Consider the following 26,545-nt stretch of genomic DNA (forward strand, 5'->3'; position numbering starts at 1 on the left):
GCGGCCGTACGGAGTGCCGGGCGGGCACTCCGTACGGCCGCGTTCACCGTGGGGGGACTACCTGTAGGTGATGTCCGAGGTGCTGTACTTGCAGTTCGTGCTGTCGGGGCCGGTGCCCACCGCCGTGTTGTTGTTGTACTTCTGGCAGGGGATGACCTTGCGCGAGGCGTCGTTGCGGATGGTGATGCCGCGCAGCGTCGCCACGTCGTTGCGGTTGACGTTGATGCCGACGAGCCGCGCCGTGCTGCCCGTCCCGGTCACGTCGATGGTGTTCAGGTTGACCTTGCGCGTGTACTGCGTGGAGCAGTCGCCGCAGGATCGGTAGAGCGTCTTGAACTCCTGCACCGCGAAGTTGGAGATGTTGAGCGTGCCGCCGCCGTTGTGCTGGAAGACCTTGTCCGCCGCCTTCTTCGCGCCGCCGCCGATCACGTGGTACGTCGCGCCGGTGCCGCCGCGGAAGGTGGCGGCGTCCTCGCCGACGTCCTCCCACCAGACGTTCTGCAGCGTGCAGCTGCCCTCGCAGTGGATGCCGTCGGCCGCCGGGGCGCCGAGGATGACGTTCTTCAGCACCGCGCCGTCGGTGAGCCTGAAGATCGGGTCCTGGCCCTCCTCCTGGCCGCCACCGTCCAGGTCACCGGTGCCGAAGTACCGCTTCATCCCGTAGTCCTTGGTGCCGGACACCGAGATGGTGGAGGAGGTCCCCTGGCTGCCGTTCGGCGTCGGCCAGGTGGCGGCGCTCGCCGTGGGCGCGTTGGTGGTCATGATCATGCCAACCGACAGGCCGAGGGTGGCCAGCGCGCCGGTCAGCGCGCGCCTGCGGGCGCGCGGACGTGTCGCAGAAGTCATGTCCCGATTCCTTCTGTCCGTTCGAGCGATGGGGGTGTCAGAGCTTCCCGGCGCCCGCACCCGACGTCACCGAGGCGGCGACGGAGGAGGCGGGTTCCGCCGAGTAGCCGTAGGGCGGGTTGGTGAAGCTGCCGACCCGCGAGATCTCGGTCGCGGCTCCACCGAGATCGTTGCCGCGCAGGTTGGCGTATCCGTCGACGTCGCTGCTGCGGTTCGTGGTGACCGCGACCTTCGTCGAGCGGAAGACGTTGTTCTCGACCAGCATCTGGGCGCCCATGCGCGAGTGGCAGGCGGTGTCTGCGCCCTCGACGTAGTTGTTGTAGAAGTGCCCGGTGCCGAAGCGCAGGCTGGGGATGCGCGAGTACACGTTGGCGAAGTGGTTGTGGTGGTACGTCACCTTCAGGCGGCCCGTGTCCTCGCTCGCGTTGTTGTCGCTGTGGCCGACGAGCGAGCCCTTGAAGTGGTTCTTGAAGGTGTTCCAGGACACCGTGACGTTGTCCGCGCCGTGGTTGATGTCCAGCAGGCCGTCGTAGTAGTCCTTGTCGTGATCGCGGTCGGCCGAGAAGGAGTTGTGGTCGATCCAGACCTTGGTGGACGCCTCGACGGTGATGCCGTCGGCGGGCGCGACCGGCTTGCTGATGTTCAGGTTGCGGACGACGACGTTCGAGACCCTCTTCAGCCGCAGCCCGCCGCCCGTGAAGCCGGAGGCCGAACCGACGCCCAGCACCGTGGTGTTGGAGCCGATGTCGACCTGACCGCTCAGCGAGATCAGGCCGTTGACGCGCACGACCTTGGCCGTGTTGCCGGTCACCGCGGACTTGAAGGCGCTCAGCGACGAGACGGTGACCGCCGGGGCGCTGCCGCCGCCGGTCGTCCCGGCGCCGAACCCGATGGGTGAGCTCTCGGCGGCCCCGGCCGGCTGGGGAACGGCCAGGACCGCCACGGTCGCCAGGGTGGATGCGGCGGCGACCGCCAGGGCGGATCTCTGGGTGCGTGTGCGTGGGGGGCGAGTACGCATGTGGGGTGCGTCCCTTCGTGGTGCGTGATGGTGCCCGGCAGATCATGTATATGAACTTTGTTCGCCATGGTGTTCATCTCGCGCGCTGCCTGTGACCGATCCGGAGGTCGAGCCGGGCCCTGGGGGTGCACTTCCCCTGCGTCGGCAGCCTTCGTCGGGCGTCTTCGCGTGGCGGCGCGATGACGCTTCTGGGTCACACTGCTGAACGGAACGTAGGGGGCAAGCGCTTTCTAGTCAACGCCTCGCGCAGAACACATTCGGCCGGTCCTGGTCAGGGGGCGGGCGCTGTGGGAGCGCTTCCATGTGGGCCATGTCCATGTCACCATGCCGGGCGGGCGCTTCCCTTCACGAGAGGGCGGGTCGATGAGGACTCCGGATATCCGTACGGGAGTCGGCCGGCCGGTGTTCAGGCCGACGGCCGTCTATGTCCTGCCCCTGACACCGGGGGCCGACCGCCGCGGGCGCGTCGCGGCACGGCCGCGGGCCTTCTGCCCGGGCGTTCCCGGCTCCCCACCGGCAAGGACCCCTCGCACCTGCTCGGTTGGAGGGGAGCCGGCCCCGCTGACCCGCACGAGCCCCACCCGCTGAACCGCCGCACGACGTCCTGCGAGCCGCACCTCACAACGGAAGGGACCCGGACGTGCCTGCCACCCCCCGCCCCACGGCGAGGAGACCCCTGCGGTCGATGCTCCTCGCGCTCCTCGCCGCGCTGCTGCCCCTGCTCGCGGCCTCGGTGCTCACCGCGCCCGCCGCCTCCGCCCGGGAGAGGGCCGTACCCACCGCCGCGCTCACCGAGGTCACGGACTTCGGCGCCAACCCCAGCAACCTGCGGATGTACCTGTACGTCCCGGAGAGCGTCACCGCGAACCCGGCGGTCGTGGTCGCCGTGCACTGGTGCACCGGCTCGGGCCCCGACATGTACAACGGCACCGAGTACGACACGCTGGCCGACCAGTACGGGTTCATCGTGCTCTACCCGTCCGTCACGCGCAGCAGCAAGTGCTTCGACGTCTCCTCGCCCCAGGCCCTGCGCCGTGGCGGCGGCAGCGACCCCGTCGGCATCAAGTCGATGATCGACTGGGTGACCCGCACCTACGACGCCGACACCGGCCGGATCTTCGCGACGGGCATCTCCTCCGGCGCGATGATGACGAACGTCCTCCTCGGCGACTACCCCGACGTGTTCGCCGCGGGCGCCGCCTTCTCCGGAGTCCCCTTCGGCTGCTTCGCCACCACCGACGGCTCCGAGTGGAACAGCGCCTGCTCGGGCGGCACGGTGACGCACACCCCGGGGGAGTGGGGCGACCTGGTCCGGGGCGCGTACCCGGGCTACACCGGCCCCCGCCCCCGGATGCAGATCTGGCACGGCACCCAGGACGACGTCCTGCGCTACCCGAACTTCGGCGAGCAGATCAAGCAGTGGACGAACGTGCACGGAGTCAGCCAGACCCCGGCCGCCACCGACACCCCCCAGCCCGGCTGGAACCGCACCCGCTACGGCGGCACGGGTGACCGGGCCCCCGTCGAGGCGATCAGCCTCCAGGGCGTCGGCCACAACCTGTACGCCCAGGGCATGGCGTCCCGCGTGCTCACCTTCTTCGGCCTTGACCGCTCGGGCCCGGCACCCCAGCCGCAGCCGGGCGCCTGCCGGGTGAAGGCCACGGTGAACGCCTGGAACACCGGCCTGACCGCCTCCGTGACCATCACCAACAGCGGCACGACGACGGTCAACGGCTGGAAGCTCGGCTTCACCCTCCCCGCCGGCCAGACCATCACGGGCGGCTGGGGCGCCACGTACGCGCCGACGACCGGGGCGGTGACCGCCGCGAACGTGTCGTACAACGGCAGCGTCGCGCCGGGTGCGAGCGTCAGCATCGGCTACCAGGCGAGCCACAGCGGCAACAGCGCCGCTCCGGCCGCGTTCACGCTCAACGGAACGGCGTGCGCGGCCGGTTGACGGACGGCTCCGGGTGCCGGATCAGACCGAACGGTGGTACTGGTCCGGCACCCGCACCTCACCCCCGAGCTCCCGCGCCGCGTGCCGGGCCCACGAGGGGTTGCGCAGCAGCTCACGGCCCAGCAGGACGGCGTCCGCCTCGCCGTTGGCCAGGATCTTCCCGGCCTGCTCGGCCTCGGTGATCAGGCCGACCGCGGCGACCGGCAGGCCCGTCTCGCTTCGCACCCGGGCGGCGAAGGGCACCTGGTAGCCGGGGCCGGTGGGGATGCGGACGCCGGAGGCGTTGCCGCCGGTGGAGACGTCGAGCAGGTCGACGCCGTGGGCCCGCAGGTCGGCGGCGAAGCGGACGGTGTCGTCCGGGGTCCAGCCGCCCTCGTCGAGCCAGTCGGTGGCCGAAACGCGGAAGAACAGCGGCTTGTCGTCCGGCCACACCTCCCGCACGGCGTCCACGACTTCGAGCGCGAACCGGGTGCGGTTCTCGTACGAGCCGCCGTAGGCGTCGGTGCGGTGGTTGGAGTGCGGGGAGAGGAACTCGTTGATCAGGTAGCCGTGGGCGCCGTGGATCTCGGCGATCTCGAAGCCGGCGGCGAGCGCGCGGCGGGCCGCCGCCGCGAACTGCTCGACCACCTCTGCTATCTGATCGACGGTCAGCTCGGTCGGGGCCGGGTGCCGGTCGTCGAACGCGATCGGGCTCGGCGCCACGGAGTCCCATCCGTACGCGTCCGGGCCGACCGGGGCGCCGCCCTTCCAGGGGCGGTCCGTCGACGCCTTGCGGCCGGCGTGGGCGAGCTGGATCGCCGGAACCGTGCCCTGCGCGGCGAGGAAGCGCGTGATGCGACGGAAGGCCTCGACCTGCGTGTCGTTCCAGATGCCGAGGTCGTACGGAGAGATGCGGCCCTCCGGGGAGACCGCGGTGGCCTCGACGATGATCAGGCCCGTGCCGCCGGTCGAGCGGGCGGCGTAGTGCGCGAAGTGCCAGTCGTTCGGGGCGCCCGTCTCCGGGCCTTCCGGGGCCGCCGAGTACTGGCACATCGGGGGCATCCACACGCGGTTCGGGATCGTCACATCGCGCAGGGTGAGGGGCTCGAAGAGCGCGGTCACGGCGGACTCCATTCGTCACGGGGCCGAGGTCGACTCGTACGATAGGCATCGTAGTACGGCGGATGTCAAACTACGACGGTTCTCGTACTATGGAATCCCCGAAGGAAGTGAAGCCGCCGTGACCTCGCCCGCCGTCAGCAGTCGCGCCCTGCCGCATCCCGAGCGCGAGGAGATCCGGCTGGAGGAGGTGCTGCACGCGCTGTCCGACCCGATGCGGCTGCGGATCGTGCGGGAACTCGCCGCGGCGAGCGGTGAGTTGTCCTGCTCGCACTTCGAGCTGCCGGTCACCAAGTCGACCACCACGCACCACTTCCGGGTGCTGCGCGAGAGCGGGGTGATCCGGCAGGTGTACCGGGGGACGGCGAAGATGAACGGGCTGCGGCGGGACGACCTGGACGATCTCTTCCCCGGTCTCCTGGGCGCGCTCCTCGACGCCGCGGCCCGGCAGGACGGCCGGATCAGGAGCGGGCGGCGTGCAACAGGGACTCCCAGTCGGGGAGTTTGACCACACCGCGTCCCAGTGACGCGCCCAGTTCCGCCTCCGCGCGCTCGATCGACTGCCAGCCCGCCCACTCGACCGGGTCGGTGCCCTCCGCGCGCAGGGCCGGGAGAGGGTCGTCGGGGACCGTGCGCAGGGCGAGCGCGGGGGCGTCCTCCAGGAGGGAGGTCGCCGTCTCCTTCGCGCAGGGGCGATTCGTGCCGATGACGCCGGTGGGGCCCCGCTTGATCCAGCCCGCCACGTACTCGCCGGGGGTGACGACTCCCTCGCGCAGGACGCGGCCGGACAGGTTCGGGACCGTGCCGGTGGCGGTGTCGAACGGGAGGCCTTCCAGGGGCACCCCGCGGTAGCCCACCGAGCGCAGCACCAGCTGGGCCTCGAGGTCCTCGTACCGGCCCGTGCCCGTCACGCCGCCGCGCCCGTCCGGCGCCGTCCGCTCGAAGCGCACCGCGCCCACGTGGCCCCGGTCGGCGAGCAGTTCGACGGGGCGCAGGAAGAACCGGAGCCGGATGCGGCGCGGGGCGCCTTTCGGGGGCGCCTCCGCCCAGCCGCGCAGCACCTCCACGTTGCGCCGCTGCGGGGCGGGCAGCGCGGACGGGTCCGTGTACCCGGGATCCAGCGCCAGCTCCGCCGGGTCCACGGCCACGTCGGTCTCGGGCAGGGTGCCCAGCTCGCGCAGCTCCTTGGTGGTGAAGCGGGCCTGGGAGGGGCCGCGCCGGCCCACCATGTGGATCTCGGTCACCCGGCTCGCCGCCAGCGCGGTCAGTGCCGCCTGCGGCATGTCGGTCGGGGTCAGCTCGGCCAGTCCCCGCGCCAGCATGCGGGTGACGTCCACGGCCACGTTCCCCACGCCGATGACCACCGCCGACCGGGCGTCCCGCAGGAACCCGTCGTCCACGGCGTCCGGATGGGCGCTGTACCAGGCCACGAACTGCGTCGCCGACCAGCTTCCCGGCAGGTCCTCTCCGGGAACGCCGAGATGCCGGTCCGTGGCGGCGCCCACGCAGTACACCACCGCGTGGTACAGCTCCCGCAGCCGCGCGACGGGCACCCCGTCGGGGCCGACCTGGACGCCTCCGAGGAACCGGATCCGGTCGTGCTCCAGGACCGCGCGCAGGTTGTTCTGCAGCGACTTGATCTTCTCGTGGTCCGGTGCCACGCCGTAGCGGACCAGTCCGTACGGGCACGGCAGCCGGTCCAGGACGTCGACGCACACCTCGGAGTCCTGCTGGACGAGGCTCTGGGCGGTATAGCACCCGCTCGGCCCGGAGCCTACGACGGCGACTCGCAGCACGGCGGAACTCCTTACCCGGGGGATCCCGAGGGATCTCAGGAGAGTGCTGACGCCTCCAGCATCGCACCGGCCGGGCTCCGCTGACAGGGTGCTGTGCTCCGCCCGGGGAGCGTGTCCGATCTATAGGGAATGTGATCATGCGGTTTCGTTCCGTGTGTGCTGGCAGCCTCCTTTCTGAATCTTTCTGATCGCTCTCCGGCGGACGGTGTGGTGACCGTGCGGCCGGCCTGGGAAGTGCGGGAGAACGACGACGCCACGCGGTGGTTCGACGTCCGGCTGGCCTTCACGGACGGCGCCCGCGTCGACGCGCTGGCCGTCGTGGCCGGGGGATGCGTCCATATCGAGGAGGTGCGGGCCCAGCCCGCGCTGTCCCTCGACGACCTGGCCGTGCTCGCCGACTGGATCGAGGACTCCGTGGCCGAGGCGTGCGCGGCCGCTGCCGGACCGGTCCCGGAGCGCTGTGCGGGTCAGGCGCCGCAAGGCCATGGGGGACAGGTGCCGGAGGGCCGCGGGGGCGGGGGACGCCGCGCCCGGCCGGCCTGGCCGAACGGCGCGGAGGGACGGTGGCTGGTGGCCCGGGAGTACCGGGCGGCCCAGCGGGAGGGCGCCGACCCGGTCCTGGCCGTGATGTGCGCGACCGGACACAGCCGCCGCACCTCGCTCAGGTTGATCGGTCAGGCCCGGGACGCGGGCCTGCTGACACCGCGCCGCGCCCGGCGGTGAGCTCCCGGGGGCGGTGTCACCGCTGGACCTCGGGCTCACGCCCCGGCGCGCCGCCGTCCCCGAGGCCGGTCGGATCGCCGGTCGGGCCGCCGGTCGCGAAGAACCGCGACAGGTCCGCGTCGCCCTTCCCGTCCCGCGCCTCGGTGTCCGGCGGGACGCCCAGCTCCCAGTCGAGCCGGTACCGCTTGAACAACTCGGCCCGCAGCACCGGAACCGGCATCGGCACGCCCGGCACCAGGGCCGCGTACACGGCGCCCATCAGCAGGGCGCGCAGCATCGGGTAGTCGCCGTCCACGTCCCGCGACCCGTGCCGGGCGACGGTGTCCCGCAGCAGCTCGGCCAGGCGCCGCTGCTCCGGGCAGGGCACGAAACCCTCGGCCTGCAGCAGTCCCGCCATGTGCTGGCGCATCAGCACGGGCCGGTCCCTGGCCAGGCCCAGGATCGCGTCGATGGCCCGCGCCATCCGCTCCCGGCCGTCCTCGGTGCGCGGCTCCCGCTCCAGCGCCTCCTCCAGCGTGCGGTGCATCAGCCGGTGCACGGCGGACTGCACGAGCTGGCGCTTGCCCGGGAAGTAGTACGAGACCAGACCGCGCGCCGAGCCCGCCCGGTCCGCGATGTCGCCGAGCGTCGTCGCCTCGAACCCACGCTCGCCCACCAGCTCGACCGCCGCCTGCAGAAGCCGCTCCTTCGAACGTCTCCGCAACTCTTCATTGACCGAGGCGCTGCGCGGGGACATGCTGTAACTCCTGCGTTGACTGGCTGCCAGCCAACTATACTCAGAGCGTCCGGCCCCGGCCCGCGTGGTCCGGGCCGGTGATGCCGTCTGCCTCGGGCGACGCGGGGGATCGTCCGAGGCGGGCGCGCAGACGGCACGCCACCGGCTGCCCGCCGATCACCGGCTGCTCCCCGCCCGGCGGCCCGGAGCGACGGGCGCGCCGCCCTTCTCAGCCCACCAGGTCCAGAACGGGCCGCAGCCCGTCCGGCCGGTCGGTCACCGGCAGGTGGTCCACGAAGTGCACCCCGCACCCCAGGGCGCCGGCGCCGCCGTCGGCCCTGCGGTCGTCGCCGACCATGAGCGTCCGGCGCGGATCGGCGCCGAGCGCCTCGCAGGCGGTGGCGAACAGCCTCGGGTCCGGCTTCTGGATGCCGTGCTCGTACGACAGGACGTACACGTCGATGTACGGGTCCAGGCCGTGCGCCCGGAAGACCGGCCGCAGATCCCAGCCGATGTTGCTGACCACACCCACGGGGACGCCCCGTTCCCGCAGCGTGCGGAGCACCTCGACGGCGTCCGGGTACGGGGCCCAGGCGTCCGGCGTCATATGGCGGTCGTACAGCGCGTCGTGCAACGCCGGGTCGGGCAGCCGGACCTGGCGGGACAGGCCGGTGTAGGCGGCCCGGTGCAGTGCGGCGCTGCGGTCCCGGATCAGCCAGGTGTCGGCCAGTTCGTCCGGAATCCGCTCGGGGGCGCCGCCGCCCGGCAGTGCCCCGGCCGCCTCCAGTGCCCGGGCCGCGGCGGTCAACTCCGTCTCGTCGAGCCGGATTGCGGCGGTGGCGAGAACGCCGCGCAGCCAGGATTCGGTGGACTCGACGCGGAAGAGGGTCCCGGAGAAGTCGAACAGCACGGCGGTCATGGGGTGATCCTACGAGGCCGCGGTCGGCGCGGGGGCGGGGTTCACGGCCGTCGGAGCCGGTGCACCCACACCGCCACCGCCACCACCGTCGCGCCCAGCAGCCAGCCGCCCACCACGTCCGACGGCCAGTGCACGCCCAGCCAGACGCGGGTCAGCCCGACGCCGACCACGGAGACCACCGCCACGGCCACGGCCGCACGCCACACGGCGGGGCCGACGCCGTGCCGGTGCAGGAGCCACAGGAGCAGGCCGCAGACGACCGTGGCGGTCATCGCGTGGCCCGACGGGAACGCCGCGTAGTGGGCCGAGTCGACGGGGTCGGGCCACACCGGGCGGGGGCGGTCCACCGCTGCCTTGAGCCCCTGTTGCAGCAGCGTGCCCAGAGCGACGGCCGCCGCCAGCCACAGCGCCGTCCAGCGCGCTGCGAGCCGTACCACCAGCCATACGACGACGCCCGCGCACAGCAGACGCATCGTCCACGGATCCCACACCCAGTCCGTCAGGATGCGGCACGCCTGGGTGATGCCGCCCTCGTCCACGGCCCAGCGGTGGGTGGTGGCGGCGATCTCCCCGTCCGCGTCGATCAGCGGGCTCCATCTCGCCGCGACGAGGGCCAGCAGCAGAGTCGAGCAGAGGGCCAGGGCACCGGTGAGACCGGCGAGACCGGCGGTGGTGCGGTGCTCCGGGCGGGGCGGGGAGTCGACGGACGAGGTGTGCATACAGCGATCCTCGCCGAACCGGGGGCTCCGGATCCAGTAAGGGGGCGATCTTCCGCTACCGGGACGACATGCTTCGGCCATGCGGCGTCCACCGGAACCGGCCCGGACGCCCCGGCTACCCCAGCGCCCGCAGCCCCGGTACGAACGCCACCAGCACCGGCACCACCGGCACCAGTGCGGCCGCCGCCGTCAGCCGCAGGCGCCGTGCGGCGGTCAGCCGGTCCGGGGGCGTGAGCAACCGGTGCACCCGCGCCGGGACATGGGCCTGGGGCGTCGGACAGGGGCCGAACACGCCGCGGTGCTCGTTCAGTTCGACCAGGGCCAGGGCCGTGGTGAGGCGGCCGAAGCGGCGGGAGGCCGTGTCGTCGGCGGCGAGTTCGACCAGCCGGTGCATCTCGTCGCGGAACGCGGCGAATACCGGCACCTGCGGAAAGCCGCCCGCCAGCGCGGAGGAGCAGTTCAGCAGCCAGTCGTGGCGGGCCCGCGCGTGCCCCTGCTCGTGGGCCAGCACGGCGTCCAGCTGCCGGCCCTTCAGCCGGCGCAACGCGGCCGTGGTGACGACCAGTTGCGGCGGGGTGCCGGGCTGCCACCAGGCGTCCGGCTGCTCGCTCTCCAGCACGACGAGCCGGCCGGACACGGCGACCTCGCCGGGCAGCAGCGGGGCCCGGACCAGGAGGTCGGCGCGCCGGCGGCGGCGCCGGGCGCGCGCCCGGGCGACCTCGCGGACCAGCATCGCCGCGCTCCACAGCCCGCCGCAGGCCAGTGCGACCGCGGTGGTCGCCGCCCACGGGCCCGCCGTGCCGAGGGCGTAGGCCTCGACGACCGCACCGGGCGCCGTCGCGAAGACGTGCCCGCCGACCGCGTGCCAGGCCGCCGCCGCGCTGAGTGTCATCGACAGCGCGCAGCACACGAGTACGGCCGCCACCACGCACTGCCACATCCACAGCGCCACCACCGGTTCACGGTCCGGCCAGTCCGCCCGGGCGAGCAGCCGGGGACCGACCACGGCGGTCAGGGCGCCGAGCAGCAACAGCGCCGCGGGGAGCATCATGCAGCGCAGCCTATGAGCGCGGGGCCGCTCACGGGTACGACTTGTGCCGCCGAAGTGACGCAGGCAACGGATCCGTACGCCGCGCACCACGCCCGCTCACAACGTGAGCAGCATCGCCACCATCGCGATCCCCATCGACAGCCGGCACGCCCGCGTCAGCTCCGGCCGGTCCCCCCACCCGGGGGAACCGCCGCCCCCGTTCCTCCCGGCCACGGCTGCCACCGGCACCAGGCGGACCCCGGTCAGCAGCACGTACCCGGCGAAGTAGAGCAGCAGCGCCCCGGTCAGGAGCGGGACCCCCGACCCGCCCCCACCGTGCGCGCGCGCCGGGGAGCCGGCCATGACGACGGACATGTAGACCATCGCGGCGGCCCCCACCAGGTGGTGCAGGTGGTGGGCACCGGCCCGCGCCGCCCACAGCGCGGGCAGCGCCGCCGCCGCGAACAGGGCCGCGTAGACGGACCAGGCCCACGAGGGCGGGGTGAACACCGCCGCCGGTACCGCCATCGCGGCCATCCCGAAACCCATCAGCGCCTCGCCGCCCGCGGCGCGCCGCTGCTCCGCGGCGCCGCCGCCGCGCATCCGCGTCAGGCAGTAGGTGCCGGTCATCGCGCAGAGCGCCACCAGCAGCCAGCCGGACGAAGCCGGTCCGTGCACGCGCACCTCCCCGCTCGACAGTCGGTCTTTCGATGCCCGGGCCATGCGGCGCGCACGCGAGCGCGCGGAGGTACACGGGGAGCATTCGGCGGAGCACGGCAGGTCGGAAGATGTTTTACGAATAAAACACCTGTTAATCTTGCGCGTATGAGCAGCACGCCCTCCGCCTCCACCTCCCCGCCCGCCCCGCGTCTCCCGCTGGCGGGCGTGCTGCGCGTCGGCCGGCCCTCGGACATCTGGTTCAAGCCCGCGCTGAGCGTCGTCGCGGCGATCACCCCGCCCACCCTCACGCTCCTGGCGCTCGGCCGGCTCGACCTGGCGATGTACGCGATGGCCGGGTCCCTGTGCGCCCTGTACGCCCACAACCGCCCGTACGCCGCCCGGGCCGGGGTCCTGGTGTGGGTGGTGCTCGGCATGCTCGGCGGGCTCGCCGTCGCCCTGGTCACGGCCTCGCTCACCGACAGCGCCGCCGTACTGGTCACGGTCGGTGCCCTGCTGGCCGCCGCCCAGAAGGTGCTGTGCGACGCCACGCGTGTCGGCCCGCCGGGCAACGTCGTCCTCACCTTCGTCAGCTCCGCCTCCCTGTTCGCACCGCAGACCCTCGACCAGGTCCCCGGCCATCTGGCGCTGGCGGCCGCCACCGGGGCCTGGGCCTGGCTGGTCTGCATGGCGCCCGCACTGGTCCGCCCGCACGGCCCGGAGCGCCGTGCCACCGCCACCGCCCTGACGGCCGCCGCCGCGTACGCCGACACGGGCGGCACGGGGGAGGGGCACGCCCCGGCGCGGGCCGCCGGGTACGCAGCGGTGCACGCCGCCTGGCAGTCGCTCCTGGCCACGCGCGCCCGCTCCCGGACCCGGCGCGCACTCGAACGGCTCGTCGTCCGGGCCGAGGTCGCCCTCGCCGCACCGGCACAGGCCGAGGCCGAGCGGCTGCGCGCGTGGGCACGCGCACTGCGCGGCACCGGACCCGTCCCGCAGGCCTGCCTCCCGTCGGCGGCCGCCGACGAACTGCTCGGTGTCGACGCGGCCCGGTCCCTCTGGGCGCGGCTGGGCCCGCTGACCCCGCTCGCGGCGCGTACCGCGCTCGGCTGCGCGCTCGCCGGCTACGCCTCCCTCGCCCTCGGTATCGGCCGCCCCTACTGGGCCCTGGTCACCGCCGCCTCGCTCTACCAGGCCAACATCGCCCTGACCTGGAGCCGGGCCGTGCAGCGCGTCGTCGGCAACGTCGTCGGGGTGCTCGTCTTCGCGGCCGTCGCACCACTCGCCCACCTCGGGCAGGCGGCACTGGTGCTGTGCTGCCTCGCGTTCAGTTTCGGGGCCGAGCTGCTGATCAGCCGCAACTACTGGCTCGGCAGCGTCTGCGTGACCCCCATGGCCCTGCTCATCACCGAGTTCGCCGGGTACCGGGCGACCGGCGAGCTGGTGACCGAGCGGGTCGCGGACACCGTCGTGGGTGCCCTGGTCGGCTTCGCCGCCGCCGTGGCGGTCACCAACCGGCGCGCGGGCGACCGCGTGGAACGCGCGCTGACGGCCGCCGACCGGGCCCGCGAACACGCCGCCCGCCTCCTGGCCGAGCCGGGCCCCGACCCCGCCGCGCTGGAAGCGGCCCGCCGCGGCCTCGCCGTCGCCCTGGCGGATCTGCGGGCGACCGCCGACGCGGCGGCCGGCGAGTGGTGGCAGCGCGCCCTGCCCCAGGAGCGGGTCGTGCTCACCGAGCAGTCCGGACACCGTACGCTCGCCGCGACGGCACGACGCCAGGGGCTGCTCCCGGACCAGGGCACGGCCACAGAGACGGAGGACGCACGGCCATGACGCCGACGGAAGGACCAACGCCCACGGGGGCCGGATCGGGGCCCGGCCCGCACCAGGGCGCCGCAGGAGAGCGGGCGCGGGGCGGGCGGAGGGCGGACGGGGGACACACCGGTGGTGCGCTCGCAGTCGGCGACGATTCCGCCGGTGGTGCGCCGTCGGCCGGAGGGGGCTCGGCCGACAGGTCGCCCTCGGTCGGGGAGCACTCGGCTGGTGGTGCGCCGTCGGCCGGAGGAGGCTCGACCGGCGGGTCGCCCTCGGCTGTGGAGGGCTCGGCCGGGCGTACGCCCTCGGTCGGGGAGGGCCCGGTGGGCGGGACGCCCGCGGGCGGAGGAGAGCTGGCCGGTGGGCGGCGGGAGGACACCGTCGCCGCCGTCGTCCGGCAGTGGCGGGCCGTGCACCCCGGCCTCGACACCGGGCCCATGGAGGTCATCGGCCGCATCAACCGCTGCGCCGCCCTCCTCCAGCAGGCCGAGGACGCCCCGCTGCGCCGGGCGGGACTGAGCCGCCCCGAGTTCGACCTGCTCGGCGCGCTGCGCCGCACCGGGCACGAGCTGACCCCCGGGGAACTGGCGCGGGAGACGTTCTCCTCGGGCGCCGCCGTCACCAAGCGCCTGAAGCAGCTGACCGAGCGCGGCCTGGTCGAACGCCGCGGCGACACCCGCGACCGCCGCGTCGTCCACCTCCGCCTCACCGACACCGGACGCGACCTCGTCGACGGCATCCTGCCCGCCCAGCTCGCCTACGAGACCGCCGTCCTGTCCGGACTCGACGGCCCGGAGCAGGGCGAACTCGCCGCGCTGCTCGGCGAGTTGCTCGCCCAACTGGAGGGCCGTCTGGGCGCGCTCCGGGCCTGAGCCGCAGCGTCCGCACGGCGGGGCGACGTCAGCGGAGAGCCGGCCTCACCGCCCTCGCCTCAGAATCCGTCACCGGCCCGGTACACGCCGAACATCGCCCCCTGCGGGTCCCGCAGCACCGCGATGCGCGGCCCGTCGGGCACGGACGTCGGCACCATCAGAACGGTGCCGTGCCGCTGGACGACGGCGGTCGTCGCGTCCACGTCCGCCACGGCGAAGTACGGCAGCCAGTGCGGCGGCACCTCGGGCGGGAACTTGTCGTCCATCGTCACCATGCCGCCGAAGTCGGCGCCGCCGACACCCCACTGGGTGTAGCGCTCCCCGGCGTTCACGGTCCAGTCGAACACCTGCGTGTAGAAGGCCACGGCCTGTTCCGGGTCCCGGGTGAACAGCTCCACCCAGCCCAGCGCGCCGGGCGCGTTGAAGAGCCCGGCGCCCGGGAACGTCCCCGCCTGCCACAGCTGGAACACGGCACCGCCCGGATCGGCGGCCACCGCGAAACGGCCCACGTCGAACACGTCCGTCGGGCCGAGCAGCACCGCACCGCCCGCCTCCGTCACCGCACGGGCGCCGGCGTCCGCGTCGGCCACCGCGAACGACACGTTCCACGCGACCGGCTGCGACGGCTGGTAGAGCGGGGTGAGCGCGGCGACGGCCGCGTCCCCGAGGTGCGCGACGGTGTAGCCGCCCGCCTCCTGCCGGGGGTCCGTCTCGGGCCGCCAGCGGAACAGCCGTGTGTAGAACCGCTGGGCCGCCTCCAGGTCGCTGGTCCCCAACTCCGTCCAGCAGGGCCCGCCGGTCACCGGTGCGTCGAGCTTCATGGCGTTCCTTCCGCAGAAAACCCCCGCCGGCACGACACCCCCTCCAGCACGCTAAGCCGCCGCCGGGCGTGCCTGCCATCCGGAAAACCCACTGGTGTGCGGCGCCGCCCCGGCATACGCTCGCCCCGTACCGCACCGCGTGGCGGCCTCCCGCTCCTTCACCCTGCCCGGAGGTACGTCATGCCCGCGCCCGAGGTGCGCCCCTTCCGCCGAGCCGACCGCGACCAGCTCACCGACCTGGTCAACCTGCACGTGGCGGCGGTCGCCCCCGGCGTCTCCGTCTCCGTGAACACCGTCCTCAGCGACCTGGAGCGGCAGCCCGGCGAGTTCATCACCGACCCGTGGGTGGCCGAGCGGACGACACTCGTCGCCGAGCAGCGCGCGCACATCGTCGCCGCGGCCCACCTGCTGCGCTACCGCGCCGACGCCGGGGTCGGCGAGGCCTACCGGGACGCCGCCGAGATCGACTGGTTCGTCCACCGCCCGGCGGCGTCCCTCTGGCCGGACGCCGACCGGGCCGCGGACCGGTTGATGCGGGCCTGCCTGGCGCAGTTCGCCCGCTGGAACGTCCGCGTCCGATACGCCGACGGCTCGCTCCCCGCCCCGCTGGTCTACGGTGTGCCCCGCCCCTGGCCGCACGTCCGGGCCGTCTACGAACGCGCCGGGTTCCGCCACGTCGGGGACACCGAAGTCATCCTGATCGCCCGCGTGGCCGACCTACCGGTCCACGAACCCCGGCCGGGCGTCACGGTCGAGCGCACGCTGGGGGAGTGCGGCACCCGCTTCACGGCCCGCGCCGACGGACACGCCCTCGGCTTCATCGAGGTCGGCACGGCCCTGGCCCGCCCGGAACGCCACGCCCGCGCGGCCGGTCTCGCCGACATCGGCAATCTGCACATCGACCCCGAGCAGTACGGCACCGGCCTGGAGCACCGGCTCCTCGCCCACGCCGCCGACTGGCTCCGCCTGTGCGGCATCGACCGGCTCGTCGCCTACGAGGAGGCCGCCGCGACGGACATGCTCGGACTTCTGACCGGGGCGGGCTTTCGTGAGCTGACCCGGACCGACCGGGGCTGGGAGCACCGCCCCGGGTGACCTCAGATACCCGGCCGGTAGCGCATCGGGTGGTCGGCCGGGACCTCCACCAGCACGATCGGCGTCCCGTCCGGATCCGCGATCCACATCTCGACCAGCCCCCACGGCTCCTTCACCGGCGGCCGCACGATCTCCACGCCCTTCGCCCGCAACTCGTCCCGCGCCGCCGTGACGTCGTCGACCTGGAGCCACAGACGCACGGCGGGTGCCGAGGCAGTCCCGGCCCGGCCCGAGACCTCCAGGAAGCCACCGCCCAGGAAGTAGACCGTGCCGCGCTCGGGACCCGTGCCGAACTCCCGGTACACGGCGAGGCCCAACTGCTCGCCGTAGAAGGCCCGGGACTTCTCGGGGTCGGCAGGGTGGAGCAGGATCCGGCTGCTGAGTACATGCACCATGCGCCGGAGCCTAGTGGCTGTCCCGCACATGACTCCGACGCACCTTTCGACCTGCTTGCGTCTCAGGAACGGGAGGAGGGTGCGGTGCCGGCCCGCGCGCGGTGGGTGCGGATCTCGTCGTGGTGGTCGGCGGCCCAGCCGATCAGTTGCAGGACGATCTCGTGCAGGCCGCGACCGAGCGGGGCGAGGGCGTACTCCACGCGTGGCGGCACCTCGGCGTAGGCGGTGCGCGTGATCAGGCCGTCGTCCTGGAGCTGGCGCAGCGTGTGGGTGAGCATGCGCTGGGAGATGCCGGGGATCTGGCGCTGCAGGTCGGTGTAGCGCAGTGGGCCGTCCCGCAGGACGGCGATGATCAGCATGCTCCACTTGTCGCCGACCCGGTCCAGGACCTGCCGGATGAAGGCCATGTGGTCGGCCGGGATGTTCGCGCACGGCCCCGCCGCGGCCGCCATCTCCCTGCCCGCGCTGTCCTGCATGGCGCCCCTTCCTCTCCGTCGCGCACACCGATGTGCCTTTTGTACCGCCTTCCATACTGGCTCATTATGGCGTTACGAACAAATGAGAGGAATCAGAGGTCAGGGCTATGAAGGTAGAGATCTGGGCCGAGGTCACCTGCCCCTGGTGCGGGCTCGGCAGCCACCGTGTGGACCGAGCCGTGGAGCGGTTCGAGCACAGCGACCAGGTGGAGGTGGTCCACCGCTCCTTCCCGCTGGGCGGCGGCTTCCCCGCCGACCGCACGATCAGCGTCCGCGAGGCCCTGCTGAGCAGGCACGGCATCAGCGGCACGCAGGCAGAGGCCGCGACCCGGCGGATCGAGACGCTCGCCGGCGCCGAGGGCCTGAGCCCCTACCGGGTGTGGGACAACGTCGTCGGCAACACCGAGCAGGCCCACGAGTTCCTGGCCCACGCTTCCGCGCAGGGCAAGAACCGCGAAGCCTGGGACACGATCTTCCGCACCTACTTCGGCAGGGCCGAGCCCGTCTTCGCCCTGGACGACCTGCTCCGCCTCTCCGACGAGCTGGGCCTCGACCGCGACCTGACGCGCCAGGTGCTCACCGACCGCCGCTACCGCACCCGAGTCCAGGACGACGCCCGCCGCGCTCAGCGCCTGGGCGCCACCGGAGCCCCGTTCATCGTCGTCGACGGCCGCTACGGAGTCCCCGGCGCGCAGGACAGCGACACCCTGCTCGGCCTGCTGCGCACAGCCTGGAAGGAAACCCGCTCCGTCACCCTCGCCCCCGCGGGCGACGCCCCCGGCTGCGGCCCCGACGCGTGCGCCGTCCCGGCTCGTCCCTGACCCGTCACCATCCCCTGTTTCGTGTCCCCCTCCGTCCTCGGTCGCGACGACCTCCTCGGCCTGGACGTCACCACCGTGACACCCGAGCTGACCATGGCCCCCGTCGCCCCGGCCCTCGCCCCGTTCCTTCCCCTGCACGAGGCATCCAGGGCCGCCGCCCACGACCAGGTACGCGGCCTCGCCCGGACCATCGGCGCACCGCGTGCCGCCTGACTCCTCCCCGGTGATCCCCATGACTGATCTGCTTGTTCTCGGCGGCAGCGGCCGCACCGGAATCCACGTGCTCCGGGAGGCCGCCGCCCGCGGCCACCGCGTCCGTGCGCTGGTCCGGAACCCCGACACGGTCCGGGCCCCGGCCGGTGTCGAACTCGTCCGGGGCACACCCGCGAACATCGACGACATCCGCGAGGCCGCCCGGGGCACCGAGGCCGTGATCAGCGTGCTGAGCAATGCCCGCGCCTCGGACAACCCCTGGGCCAGGCCCGTCAGCCCGCCCGGCTTCATGACCACTGCGGCCCGCGACACCCTGGCCGTGATGGACGAGCAGGACATCCACCGGATCGTCCTGGCCTCCACGCAGGGTGCCGGTGACGACTGGGCTCATCTCAACCCGGTGGCGAAGGCGTTCATCAAGGCGTCCAACATCAAGGCCGGATTCGCCGACCACGACGGAGTCGACCGGACCGTCCGCGCCTCGCACGCCGACTGGACGCTGGCCCGTGCCGTCGCCCTCAGCGACAGACCGGCCGGTGGCCGGGTGAAGGCCGCCGAACGCGGCACCGGCAGGCCGGCCCCGCGGATCAGCCGCGCCGACTTCGCCGGGTTCCTGATCGACGCCGTGGAGAGGGACGCCTGGATCCGCCGGGCACCACTGGTGTGGAACTCCCGGGGCTGACCCGGGCCAGGCGGGCCGGCGGCCGTCGGCGGCTCCGCACCCGGTGCCGGCTGCGGTCCCGGTGCCGGCTCCGTCCGGAGTCCGTCCCCGCCGATTCCGCCGAGACGGTTACGCTCATCCCGGCCCGAGCCCCGCCCAGGACAGGGAGACGTACGCCCATGGACACCCTCGCCACCGGACTGACCTTCCGCGACGCCACCGACGCCGACGTCGACGAGCTGGTCGGGCTCATCGAGTCGGCGTACCGGGGCGACTCCAGTCGGGCCGGCTGGACCACCGAGGCGGACATCCTGGAAGGGCAGCGGACCGACCCCGAGGGCGTGCTGGCCGTCGTCAAGTCGCCCGACAGCCGGCTGATGACCGTGGAGCGGGAGGACCGGATCGTCGCCTGCTGCCAGCTGGAGCACCGGGGTGACCACGCCTACTTCGGCATGTTCGCCGTCAGCCCGGGCCTCCAGGGCGCCGGCCTCGGCAAGGTGATCATCGCGGAGGCGGAGCGGCAGGCCCAGGAGAGCTGGGGCGTCAAGGAGATGCACATGACCGTGATCTCCGTACGCGACGACCTCATCGCCTGGTACGAGCGGCGCGGCTACCGCCGCACGGGCCGGATGACCCCGTTCCCGTACGGCGACGAGCGCTTCGGCATCCCCCGGCGCGACGACCTCCAGTTCGAGCTGCTGGTCAAGGAGCTCGGCTAGCGGTCAGGCCGTGAAGCGGCCCGTGCGCTTGATGTCGGGGTGGTCGGTGGTCGCGCCGTCCAGGCCGAACGCCCGCACGAGCCGCAGGTGGTCCTGCGTGTTCACCACCCAGCCGATGATCCTCAGGTCGGCCTTGCGGGCGCGCTCCACGATCTCCAGGGTGAGCCGGCGGATGTTCAGGCAGACGGTCTCGGCGCCGACCGCGACCGCGCGGTCCACGATGTCGGTGCCGTAGCGGCTCGCGATCAGCGCGGTGCGCACCCCCGGCACCAGTGGCTTGATCTCGGCGATCGCCTCGTCGTGGAACGAGGACACCTCCACCCGGCCAGCCAGCCCGCGCTCGTTCATCACCTGGGCCAGGGCCCGCGCCGCCTGCGCGTCCTTGATCTCGGCCTGGAGCGGCGCCTGGACGGCCTCCAGGACCTCCTCGAAGACCGGCACCCGCTCGCCCCGGCCGGCGTCCAGCGCCCGCAGCTCGGCGAGGGTCTTCTCGGCGATCGGCCCGGTGCCGTCGGTCGTCCGGTCCACATCCGTGTCGTGCATGACGACGAGCGCGCCGTCCTTGCTCAGGTGCAGGTCGAGTTCGATGGCGTCGAGGCCGGCCTCCTGGGCGGCGACGAAGGACCGGAGGGTGTTCTCGGGTTCCACACCCATGACTCCGCGGTGACCGATGGTGAGGAAGTTCAAGACGCGACTCTCTTCCGTCGACAGGCGGCAGTGGGGGCCTGACGGCCCACCTGACCGTATCGCCTGGACCCGCCCCGTGCAGAGAGTGAGCGCATGGTCGGCGCGCGTACGGGCACAAGCATGACCGACAGGAAAAAGTGCGGTGAAGGCCGGGGTGGGGCAGGATAATTTCCTGAGGTGGCTCTTGCTGGGAGGAACCTCGTGTGTATACGGTCGGGGTACGCGAGATTCTCCCGTGGAGGATGGGACATGACGGAAATTCTTGTGCAGGTGGGTTCGGAGGAGCGGGTTCCTCCCGTGGCCAGGGTGGTGGAGCACCCGGCATGGCCCGTGCTCAAGGATGCCGTGGAGCGGATCCGGCCATGGCAGTCCAAGGACGGGTCGATCGACTTCGACGCCGAGGGCGCGCCCGACCCCGCCGACGCGGAACTCGCCGTCCGCCGGATCGCCGACGCGGTGCTGGACCTCTCCCCGCTGCTCCCGCACGACGGCGCGTACCACGAGGCCCTGGTCAAGGACCTCGGCCGGTGGGCCGACGGCGGCTTCCGGGTGCCCGACTTCCTCGACTCGCTGCTGGCCTTCCAGCCCGCCGCGAACCGCGCGGACGGCCTCCAGCACCTGGTCGTCTTCCCGATGTACACGCAGAACGGCAACCCCGACCGCAACCTCGAAGCGGTCGTGCTGCGCATGGTCTGGCCCGACTGGCTGGCCGAACTGGAGCGCACCCGCTACGACAACCCGCTGTTCTGCGGCATCAAGTTCGAGGACTTCACGTCCGGCTACGACACCAACTCCGCCGTGCTGTTCCCGGAGACCATCGCCGTGCGCGAGGCGCCGGAGCGGTTCACCTGGGGCGGCATCTTCTGCGACCGCGAGGCCGCCCGCTTCCGCCGCGTGACCGACGCCGCCGTCGACATCCTGGGCCTGGAGCTGCCCGAGGACGTCGCCGCGATGGTCCACGACCAGAAGCGCTGCGAGGAGGCGTTCGTCCTGTGGGACATGGTCCACGACCGCACCCACAGCCACGGCGACCTGCCCTTCGACCCGTTCATGATCAAGCAGCGCCAGCCGTTCTGGATGTACGGGCTGGAGGAGCTGCGCTGCGACCTCACCGCCTTCAAGGAGGCCGTGAAGCTGGCGGCCGAGGGCGTCCCGCAGGCCCGCGACGTCCAGGTCGCCGTCCTCTTCGACCGCATGTTCCGCTTCCCGGTCACCGGCGAGCGCGTGCGCAACTACGACGGCCTCGGCGGCCAGCTCCTCTTCGCGTACCTGCACAGGCACGACGTCGTCCGCTGGACCGACAACAAGCTCTCCATCGACTGGGAGCGCGCCCCGCAGGTCACCAACCAGCTCTGCGGCGAGATCGAGCAGCTCTACCGCGACGGCATCGACCGCCCCAAGCTCGTCCACTGGTTCGCCGGGTACGAGCTGGTCTCCACGTACCTCTCCCCGCACCCGGGTTCGAAGTGGGCCAAGGGCCCGGACGCCCTGGACCTGACGCAGCCGCCGCGGAAACTCGTCGATGACGTGCTTCCGGACGAGTTTCCGCTGAGCATGTTCTATGAGGCACTGTCCAAGAAGCTGAAGAACGTGATCGCCTCCACCAAGGGCATCACGGCGGACGGCGCCGAGCGGATCGCCGCGTGAGCGATCGGCAGACCGGGAACACTGCTCAGGAGGCGAAGAACATGGCGGGGAACGGGGCGCTCAGCGGTGCGGTGATCGCGGTGGCCGGTGCGGGCGGGCCCGCGGGCCGGGCGGCGCTGCTCAGGCTGGCCGAGGCGGGAGCGACCGTCATCGGCTCGGACAACGACCCGGAGCGGCTGGCGGAGGCGGTGGACGCGGCGAGCTACGCGACCGGCGGCGCCACCGTCACGGGCGACACGGTCGACCTGCTCGACCTGCAGGCCACCCGCGACTGGGCCAACCGCATCGAGAAGGACTTCGGCCGCGTCGACGGCCTCGTCCACCTCGTCGGCGGCTGGCGCGGCAGCGAGACCTTCACCCGGACCAGCCTCGACGACTGGGACTTCCTGGAGATGCTGCTCGTGCGCACCGTGCAGCACACCTCCCTCGCCTTCCACGAGGCACTCCAGCGCAGCGACCGCGGACGGTACGTGCTGATCAGCGCCGCCGGCGCCAGCAAGCCCACCGCGGGCAACGCCGCGTACGCCTCCGCCAAGGCCGCCGCCGAGGCCTGGACGCTGGCCATGGCCGACTACTTCCGCAAGGCCGGGGGCCCCGAGGGCCCGACGTCGGCGGCTGCGATCCTGGTGGTGAAGGCCCTGGTACACGACGCGATGCGCGCCGAGCGCCCCAACGCGAAGTTCGCCGGCTTCACCGACGTCAAGGAGCTGGCCGAGGCCATCACCGGGGTCTGGGAGAAGCCCGCCGCCGAAGTGAACGGAAACCGTCTGTGGCTCACCGAGAAGCCGTGAACCCGCCGAAGACCGACGCCCGCCGCCACCACGACCCCGACGTCCGCGGATTCGCCAGCGACAACTACGCCGGTGCCCACCCGGAGGTGCTCGCCGCCCTCGCCCTGGCCAACGGCGGGCACCAGATCGCCTACGGCGAGGACGCCTACACCGAGAACCTGCAGAGCGTCGTCCGCAGCCACTTCGGGCCCACGGCCGAGGCGTTCCCGGTCTTCAACGGCACCGGCGCGAACGTCGTCGCCCTCCAGGCGGTCACCGACCGCTGGGGCGCGGTGATCTGCGCCGAGAGCGCGCACATCAACGTCGACGAGTGCGGGGCGCCCGAGCGGGTCGGCGGCCTGAAGCTGCTCACCGTCCCGACGCCGGACGGCAAGCTCACGCCCGAGCTGATCGACCGGCAGGCCTACGGCTGGGACGACGAGCACCGCGCGATGCCCCAGGTCGTCTCGATCGCCCAGGCCACCGAACTGGGCACGGTCTACACGCCGGACGAGATACGCGCCCTGTGCGACCACGCCCACGCGCACGGCATGAAGGTGCACCTGGACGGCTCCCGCCTGGCCAACGCCGCCGCCACCCTGGACGTCCCGATGCGGACCCTCACCAACGCCGCCGGCGTCGACATCCTCTCCCTGGGCGGCACGAAGAACGGCGCCCTCTTCGGCGAGGCCGTCGTGGTGATCGACCAGGACGCCGTCAGCCACATGAAGCACCTGCGCAAGCTGTCCATGCAGCTCGCCTCCAAGATGCGCTTCGTGTCCGTGCAGCTGGAGGCCCTGCTCGCCCGGGACCTGTGGCTGCGCAACGCCCGCCACGCCAATGAGATGGCCCAGCGCCTCGCCGAGGGCGTGCGGGCCGTGCACGGGGTGGAGATCCTCTACCCGGTGCAGGCCAACGCCGTGTTCGCGCGTCTTCCGCACGAGGTGAGCGAGCGTCTGCAGAAGCGGTTCCGCTTCTACTTCTGGGACGAGGCCGCGGGCGACGTCCGCTGGATGTGCGCCTTCGACACGACCGAGGAGGACGTGGACGCGTTCGTGGCGGCACTGAAGGAGGAGATGGCCCGCTAGGGGTGTCCCTAATGTCACCCCCTAGGGCCATCCCCTCGCCCGAGGGCGTCAGTTGACGACGATCCGCGCGCTGTTGTTGCGCAGGTTCGGGTCGAACTTCCGGATGCTCAGCTCGGGATCGTCGTTGACGGTGGCCACGGTGGCCTGTGCCCCGCGCACCACGCGGTCGATCCGCAGCGGGACGTCGAAGGTGTGCGACGCCTTGTCGTGCAGGTAGATCGGCGTCTTGCAGGAATAGGTCGCGGGGGACGCGCCGTCGCCCGAGGGCCAGCAGTTCTCCTCCTCCGGCGGGAGCACGACCGTGGTGCCCTCCGGCGCCTGGAACCGCACGGTGGCCACGGCCGCTCCCGCGCCCAGTGACGCCACCCAGGCCGGACCCCGGTTGAGGACGGTGACCCGGGCCGTCACGGTGTCGCCCGCGGCCCCGCGCACCCTGCTGCCGGTGAGCTTCAGGTCGGCGGTGTTCCGGGCCTCGAGGATGACGCTCCCGTAGTTGTCCTGCGGGTCGATGTCGGGCTCCGAGGCCACGGACCGGGCGGCCAGGGGACGCAGGTTCAGTTCCGGACCCGTGCCCCTGGTCCACGTCCACTCGCCGCGGGCCTCCCGGTACGCCTCGTCCGAGTAGGGCTGGACGGAGTGGTCGAACCGCTCGTACAGCGCGTTCCGCCCGACGCCGAGGCGCGTGCCCAGCGCGTACCGCTGCCCCGGCGCCACCGCCTCGTCCAGCACGCACAGGGCGGAGGTGCCCCGGTCGTCCTGCCGGTACTCGCAGTTGGCGTGCCGCTCCTGGAAACGCAGGCCGTAGGAGGCGTCGAGCCACAGCAGCGTGCGCTCGGCGGTGCGGTTGCCGTTGTTGGACAGCGTCGCCCGCACGGTCGTCTCCGTGCCCGGCCGGAGCCCCCGTTGGTCGTCGACCGGGCCGAGGCCGAGGTCCGGCCCGTCGCCGACGCCGACCCGGGTCTCACCGGCGTGGGACGTCAGTTCACCGGCGACGGCCGAGTAGCGCACGTACCCCGAGGCGCTGGCGTCCGCCCCCGGCAGCGCGCTCAGCCGGAAGGTGGCGGCCGGCACGCTCTCCGTCCCGTCGGGCATCTCCGGGAACGCGCAGACCGCCCTGGCCTCCGCCTCGGGCACGCAGTTCGCGGGCCACGACACCCGCGCGAAGGCGGCGACCTCGCTCACGTCGACCGTCAGCCGCCCGGCCGGCACCCTGCCGTCGGCGACGTCCCGGCTCACGCGGACGTCCAGGCTGCGCTCGCGCGCACTGCCGTCCGCGTCCGCGCCGGGCAGCACCGTCTCGTACGGTGCGCTGATCCACAACTCGTTATCCAGGGCGTACGCGGGCCCCGCCGCCGTCCCGGCCGCCGCGAGGGCGCAACCGGCGAGCGCCACGCCCAGCAGGCGCTGTAGGTCCTTCATGCCGTCTCCTTGTCGCTGATCCGCGGAGCCGAGACCGGCGGGGGACGGGAAGGGTTGTGCCGGGGCGAGGGGTTGCGGCGGTGTTCGGCCGTTCTTCCGACTGGTGCATAGATATACGCTCAATGGAAATTTCATTGACCTGGAAGTAGGGCTCTCCCTATGCTCTGGCCGCATGCAGCTGATCCAGGAAACCCCTGACCTGTCCGCTTACTTGGCCGCCGATGAGGCGATTGATCACCAGCACCCACTGGTCCGCGAGACGGCTGCCAAGCTTGCCGACGGCGTGGCGAACTCGTATGAGTATGCGCGAGCGGCGTTCGAGTTCGTGCGCGACACCATCCCCCACTCGCAGGACTCCGGCGACCTCCGCGTCACCTGGCGCGCCTCCGATGTCCTGGAACAGCGCACCGGCATCTGCTACGCCAAGGCCCACGCGCTGGCCGCACTGCTGCGGGCCGAGGATATCCCCACCGCGCTCTGCTACCAGAAGTTCGACGAGGTGCACGGGCTGGTCGCCGTGCGCTTCCACGGCGCCTGGCACCGGCAGGACCCCCGGGGCAACAAGCCGGGCGTGGACGCGCGGTTCTCCCTCGACGGGGAGCGGCTCGCCTTCACGCCCGACCCCGCGTCCGGCGAACGGGACTACCCGGTTCTGTACGCGGCACCGCACCCGCTCGTGCTCGACACCCTCAAAGCGGCTCGCGACCGGCCCCATCTGTGGCGGACGCTTCCCGCCGCACTCTGAGGCATCGCCCACCGGCTCCCTGCCGGGGCGAGGACGCCGGTCGCATGGAGCGGACCGGGCGTCAGTGCGCCTCGGCCTCCCGTACCTGCTCCGGCGTCGGCGCCGTGCCGCCGAGGTGGGCCGGCATCCACCAGGTGTCCTCCGGGCCCTTCGGGCGCACCGGGTAGGCGCGCTGGGCGGCCTCCAGGAGCTCCTGGACGCGCTCGCGCAGCTGGCGCGTGATCGCGCCCGCGTACTTGTCGCGGGAGGCCTCGATCGCCTCGCCGACCCGGATGGTGATGGGGATGTGGCTGCGCTTGAAGTTGCGCGGGTGGCCCTTGGTCCACAGCCGCTGGGTGCCCCACACCGCCATCGGGATCAGCGGGACCCCGGCCTCCTGGGCCAGGCGCGCGGCGCCCGACTTGAAGCTCTTCAGCGTGAACGACTGCGAGATCGTCGCCTCCGGGAAGACCCCGACGATCTCGCCCGACCGCAGCGAGTCCAGGGCGTGCGCGTACGCCGCCTCGCCCTGCTTGCGGTCCACGGGGATGTGCTTCATGCCCCGCATCAGGGGGCCCGAGACGCGGTGGCGGAAGACGGACTCCTTCGCCATGAAACGCACGAGACGTTTCTGCGGCAGCGCCGCCAGGCCGTTGAAGACGAAGTCCAGGTAGCTGATGTGGTTGCTGACCAGCACGGCGCCGCCCGAGCGCGGGATGTTCTCCGAACCCTGACAGTCGATCTTGAGGTCCCACACCTTGAACAGCGTGCGGGCGAAACCGACGACGGGACGGTAGACGAGCTCTGCCATGGGCGGGTCGGACCCTTCCTGCTCTGCCTGGGA

General features: G+C 72.7%; 29 protein-coding genes. 14 read left to right on the forward strand and 15 right to left on the reverse strand.

Annotated elements, in window-relative coordinates; all coding sequences use genetic code 11:
- Positions 1 to 57 precede the first annotated feature (57 nt).
- Positions 58 to 846 (reverse strand): pectate lyase, encoded by a 789-nt coding sequence (locus ACSUPV_RS36515; RefSeq protein ID WP_037762052.1) that lies wholly within the window; start codon positions 844 to 846, stop codon positions 58 to 60.
- A gap of 37 nt (positions 847 to 883) precedes the next feature.
- Positions 884 to 1,864: a pectate lyase family protein gene (locus ACSUPV_RS36520; protein ID WP_382617431.1), complete on the reverse strand. Its 981-nt coding sequence runs from the start codon at positions 1,862 to 1,864 to the stop codon at positions 884 to 886.
- Positions 1,865 to 2,549: 685 nt separating this feature from the next.
- Between ACSUPV_RS36520 and ACSUPV_RS36525 the strand changes: the two genes are divergently transcribed.
- Positions 2,550 to 3,821: an extracellular catalytic domain type 1 short-chain-length polyhydroxyalkanoate depolymerase gene (locus ACSUPV_RS36525; RefSeq protein ID WP_037762058.1), complete on the forward strand. Its 1,272-nt coding sequence runs from the start codon at positions 2,550 to 2,552 to the stop codon at positions 3,819 to 3,821.
- A gap of 21 nt (positions 3,822 to 3,842) precedes the next feature.
- Here the strand turns inward: ACSUPV_RS36525 and ACSUPV_RS36530 are convergent, their stop codons facing one another.
- Entirely contained in the window at positions 3,843 to 4,922 is a 1,080-nt protein-coding gene (locus tag ACSUPV_RS36530) for an NADH:flavin oxidoreductase/NADH oxidase (protein WP_031120523.1), read from the reverse strand.
- Between the two features lie 118 nt (positions 4,923 to 5,040).
- Here ACSUPV_RS36530 and ACSUPV_RS36535 point away from each other — a divergent pair, with 118 nt between their 5' ends.
- The gene (locus tag ACSUPV_RS36535) at positions 5,041 to 5,427 is read left to right on the forward strand and encodes an ArsR/SmtB family transcription factor (RefSeq protein WP_051851575.1); all 387 of its coding nucleotides are present in this window, start codon (positions 5,041 to 5,043) and stop codon (positions 5,425 to 5,427) included.
- On the opposite strand, the gene ACSUPV_RS36540 is transcribed toward ACSUPV_RS36535, so the two are convergent.
- Complete coding sequence (locus ACSUPV_RS36540; protein WP_031120525.1) at positions 5,381 to 6,715, reverse strand: FAD-dependent oxidoreductase; 1,335 nt, start codon at positions 6,713 to 6,715, stop codon at positions 5,381 to 5,383. The two genes, ACSUPV_RS36535 and ACSUPV_RS36540, sit on opposite strands and share 47 nt — an antisense overlap.
- A gap of 210 nt (positions 6,716 to 6,925) precedes the next feature.
- On the opposite strand from ACSUPV_RS36540, the gene ACSUPV_RS36545 reads away from it, so the two are divergent.
- Positions 6,926 to 7,438, forward strand: coding sequence for a DUF6214 family protein (locus ACSUPV_RS36545; protein WP_031120526.1), 513 nt, complete (start codon positions 6,926 to 6,928; stop codon positions 7,436 to 7,438).
- Positions 7,439 to 7,454: 16 nt separating this feature from the next.
- Here the strand turns inward: ACSUPV_RS36545 and ACSUPV_RS36550 are convergent, their stop codons facing one another.
- The 5 genes from ACSUPV_RS36550 to ACSUPV_RS36570 all read right to left on the reverse strand — a co-directional run bounded on the left by ACSUPV_RS36550 (position 7,455) and on the right by ACSUPV_RS36570 (position 11,499).
- Entirely contained in the window at positions 7,455 to 8,174 is a 720-nt protein-coding gene (locus ACSUPV_RS36550) for a TetR/AcrR family transcriptional regulator (RefSeq protein ID WP_051648751.1), read from the reverse strand.
- 208 nt (positions 8,175 to 8,382) lie between these two features.
- Positions 8,383 to 9,072: an HAD family hydrolase gene (locus tag ACSUPV_RS36555; RefSeq protein ID WP_436949409.1), complete on the reverse strand. Its 690-nt coding sequence runs from the start codon at positions 9,070 to 9,072 to the stop codon at positions 8,383 to 8,385.
- A 41-nt stretch (positions 9,073 to 9,113) separates the two neighbouring features.
- Positions 9,114 to 9,791, reverse strand: coding sequence for a phosphatase PAP2 family protein (locus tag ACSUPV_RS36560; RefSeq protein ID WP_436949410.1), 678 nt, complete (start codon positions 9,789 to 9,791; stop codon positions 9,114 to 9,116).
- A 115-nt stretch (positions 9,792 to 9,906) separates the two neighbouring features.
- Positions 9,907 to 10,842, reverse strand: coding sequence for a M56 family metallopeptidase (locus ACSUPV_RS36565; RefSeq protein WP_037762076.1), 936 nt, complete (start codon positions 10,840 to 10,842; stop codon positions 9,907 to 9,909).
- Between the two features lie 96 nt (positions 10,843 to 10,938).
- Entirely contained in the window at positions 10,939 to 11,499 is a 561-nt protein-coding gene (locus tag ACSUPV_RS36570) for a DUF5134 domain-containing protein (protein ID WP_436949411.1), read from the reverse strand.
- A 147-nt stretch (positions 11,500 to 11,646) separates the two neighbouring features.
- Between ACSUPV_RS36570 and ACSUPV_RS36575 the strand changes: the two genes are divergently transcribed.
- Positions 11,647 to 13,311: an FUSC family protein gene (locus ACSUPV_RS36575; protein ID WP_436949412.1), complete on the forward strand. Its 1,665-nt coding sequence runs from the start codon at positions 11,647 to 11,649 to the stop codon at positions 13,309 to 13,311.
- Positions 13,312 to 13,616: 305 nt separating this feature from the next.
- Positions 13,617 to 14,165 (forward strand): MarR family winged helix-turn-helix transcriptional regulator, encoded by a 549-nt coding sequence (locus tag ACSUPV_RS36580; RefSeq protein WP_031120534.1) that lies wholly within the window; start codon positions 13,617 to 13,619, stop codon positions 14,163 to 14,165.
- A gap of 59 nt (positions 14,166 to 14,224) precedes the next feature.
- Here the strand turns inward: ACSUPV_RS36580 and ACSUPV_RS36585 are convergent, their stop codons facing one another.
- Positions 14,225 to 14,986, reverse strand: a complete 762-nt coding sequence (locus ACSUPV_RS36585; RefSeq protein WP_037762091.1) for a VOC family protein — start codon at positions 14,984 to 14,986, stop codon at positions 14,225 to 14,227.
- A gap of 180 nt (positions 14,987 to 15,166) precedes the next feature.
- On the opposite strand from ACSUPV_RS36585, the gene ACSUPV_RS36590 reads away from it, so the two are divergent.
- The gene (locus ACSUPV_RS36590) at positions 15,167 to 16,081 is read left to right on the forward strand and encodes a GNAT family N-acetyltransferase (protein WP_037762093.1); all 915 of its coding nucleotides are present in this window, start codon (positions 15,167 to 15,169) and stop codon (positions 16,079 to 16,081) included.
- Positions 16,082 to 16,083: 2 nt separating this feature from the next.
- On the opposite strand, the gene ACSUPV_RS36595 is transcribed toward ACSUPV_RS36590, so the two are convergent.
- Positions 16,084 to 16,476 carry a VOC family protein gene (locus ACSUPV_RS36595; RefSeq protein ID WP_037762096.1) on the reverse strand — a complete coding sequence of 131 codons (393 nt, stop codon included), beginning with the start codon at positions 16,474 to 16,476 and terminating at the stop codon, positions 16,084 to 16,086.
- A 62-nt stretch (positions 16,477 to 16,538) separates the two neighbouring features.
- Positions 16,539 to 16,952 carry a winged helix-turn-helix transcriptional regulator gene (locus ACSUPV_RS36600; protein ID WP_436949413.1) on the reverse strand — a complete coding sequence of 138 codons (414 nt, stop codon included), beginning with the start codon at positions 16,950 to 16,952 and terminating at the stop codon, positions 16,539 to 16,541.
- Positions 16,953 to 17,059: 107 nt separating this feature from the next.
- Here ACSUPV_RS36600 and ACSUPV_RS36605 point away from each other — a divergent pair, with 107 nt between their 5' ends.
- The 4 genes from ACSUPV_RS36605 to ACSUPV_RS36620 all read left to right on the forward strand — a co-directional run bounded on the left by ACSUPV_RS36605 (position 17,060) and on the right by ACSUPV_RS36620 (position 19,366).
- Positions 17,060 to 17,773 (forward strand): DsbA family oxidoreductase, encoded by a 714-nt coding sequence (locus ACSUPV_RS36605; RefSeq protein ID WP_436949414.1) that lies wholly within the window; start codon positions 17,060 to 17,062, stop codon positions 17,771 to 17,773.
- 21 nt (positions 17,774 to 17,794) lie between these two features.
- Positions 17,795 to 17,986 (forward strand): hypothetical protein, encoded by a 192-nt coding sequence (locus ACSUPV_RS36610; protein ID WP_359791328.1) that lies wholly within the window; start codon positions 17,795 to 17,797, stop codon positions 17,984 to 17,986.
- A gap of 19 nt (positions 17,987 to 18,005) precedes the next feature.
- Positions 18,006 to 18,668 (forward strand): NAD(P)-dependent oxidoreductase, encoded by a 663-nt coding sequence (locus ACSUPV_RS36615; protein ID WP_031120541.1) that lies wholly within the window; start codon positions 18,006 to 18,008, stop codon positions 18,666 to 18,668.
- 158 nt (positions 18,669 to 18,826) lie between these two features.
- Positions 18,827 to 19,366 (forward strand): GNAT family N-acetyltransferase, encoded by a 540-nt coding sequence (locus ACSUPV_RS36620; RefSeq protein ID WP_436949415.1) that lies wholly within the window; start codon positions 18,827 to 18,829, stop codon positions 19,364 to 19,366.
- A gap of 3 nt (positions 19,367 to 19,369) precedes the next feature.
- On the opposite strand, the gene ACSUPV_RS36625 is transcribed toward ACSUPV_RS36620, so the two are convergent.
- On the reverse strand, positions 19,370 to 20,053 hold the full coding sequence (locus tag ACSUPV_RS36625; RefSeq protein WP_037762103.1) for a glycerophosphodiester phosphodiesterase: 684 nt from the start codon (positions 20,051 to 20,053) through the stop codon (positions 19,370 to 19,372).
- Positions 20,054 to 20,302: 249 nt separating this feature from the next.
- Here ACSUPV_RS36625 and ACSUPV_RS36630 point away from each other — a divergent pair, with 249 nt between their 5' ends.
- Genes ACSUPV_RS36630 through ACSUPV_RS36640 form a run of 3 tightly spaced genes read left to right on the forward strand, consistent with a single transcriptional unit; the run spans position 20,303 to position 23,558 of the window.
- Positions 20,303 to 21,700 carry a DUF6421 family protein gene (locus ACSUPV_RS36630; RefSeq protein ID WP_031120544.1) on the forward strand — a complete coding sequence of 466 codons (1,398 nt, stop codon included), beginning with the start codon at positions 20,303 to 20,305 and terminating at the stop codon, positions 21,698 to 21,700.
- Between the two features lie 41 nt (positions 21,701 to 21,741).
- Complete coding sequence (locus ACSUPV_RS36635) at positions 21,742 to 22,491, forward strand: SDR family NAD(P)-dependent oxidoreductase (protein WP_436949973.1); 750 nt, start codon at positions 21,742 to 21,744, stop codon at positions 22,489 to 22,491.
- On the forward strand, positions 22,488 to 23,558 hold the full coding sequence (locus ACSUPV_RS36640; protein WP_031120546.1) for a threonine aldolase family protein: 1,071 nt from the start codon (positions 22,488 to 22,490) through the stop codon (positions 23,556 to 23,558). The genes ACSUPV_RS36635 and ACSUPV_RS36640 overlap by 4 nt, the downstream gene beginning before the upstream one ends.
- Before the next feature lie 48 nt (positions 23,559 to 23,606).
- Here ACSUPV_RS36640 and ACSUPV_RS36645 read toward each other — a convergent pair whose 3' ends face one another.
- Positions 23,607 to 24,977: a hypothetical protein gene (locus ACSUPV_RS36645; protein WP_436949416.1), complete on the reverse strand. Its 1,371-nt coding sequence runs from the start codon at positions 24,975 to 24,977 to the stop codon at positions 23,607 to 23,609.
- Positions 24,978 to 25,149: 172 nt separating this feature from the next.
- Here ACSUPV_RS36645 and ACSUPV_RS36650 point away from each other — a divergent pair, with 172 nt between their 5' ends.
- On the forward strand, positions 25,150 to 25,722 hold the full coding sequence (locus tag ACSUPV_RS36650) for a transglutaminase-like domain-containing protein (RefSeq protein ID WP_037762109.1): 573 nt from the start codon (positions 25,150 to 25,152) through the stop codon (positions 25,720 to 25,722).
- Between the two features lie 61 nt (positions 25,723 to 25,783).
- Here ACSUPV_RS36650 and ACSUPV_RS36655 read toward each other — a convergent pair whose 3' ends face one another.
- Positions 25,784 to 26,512: a lysophospholipid acyltransferase family protein gene (locus ACSUPV_RS36655; RefSeq protein WP_031120549.1), complete on the reverse strand. Its 729-nt coding sequence runs from the start codon at positions 26,510 to 26,512 to the stop codon at positions 25,784 to 25,786.
- Positions 26,513 to 26,545 lie beyond the last annotated feature (33 nt).

This window comes from Streptomyces sp. SudanB52_2052 (assembly GCF_964272415.1).
Classification (GTDB): Bacteria; Actinomycetota; Actinomycetes; order Streptomycetales; family Streptomycetaceae; genus Streptomyces; species Streptomyces olindensis.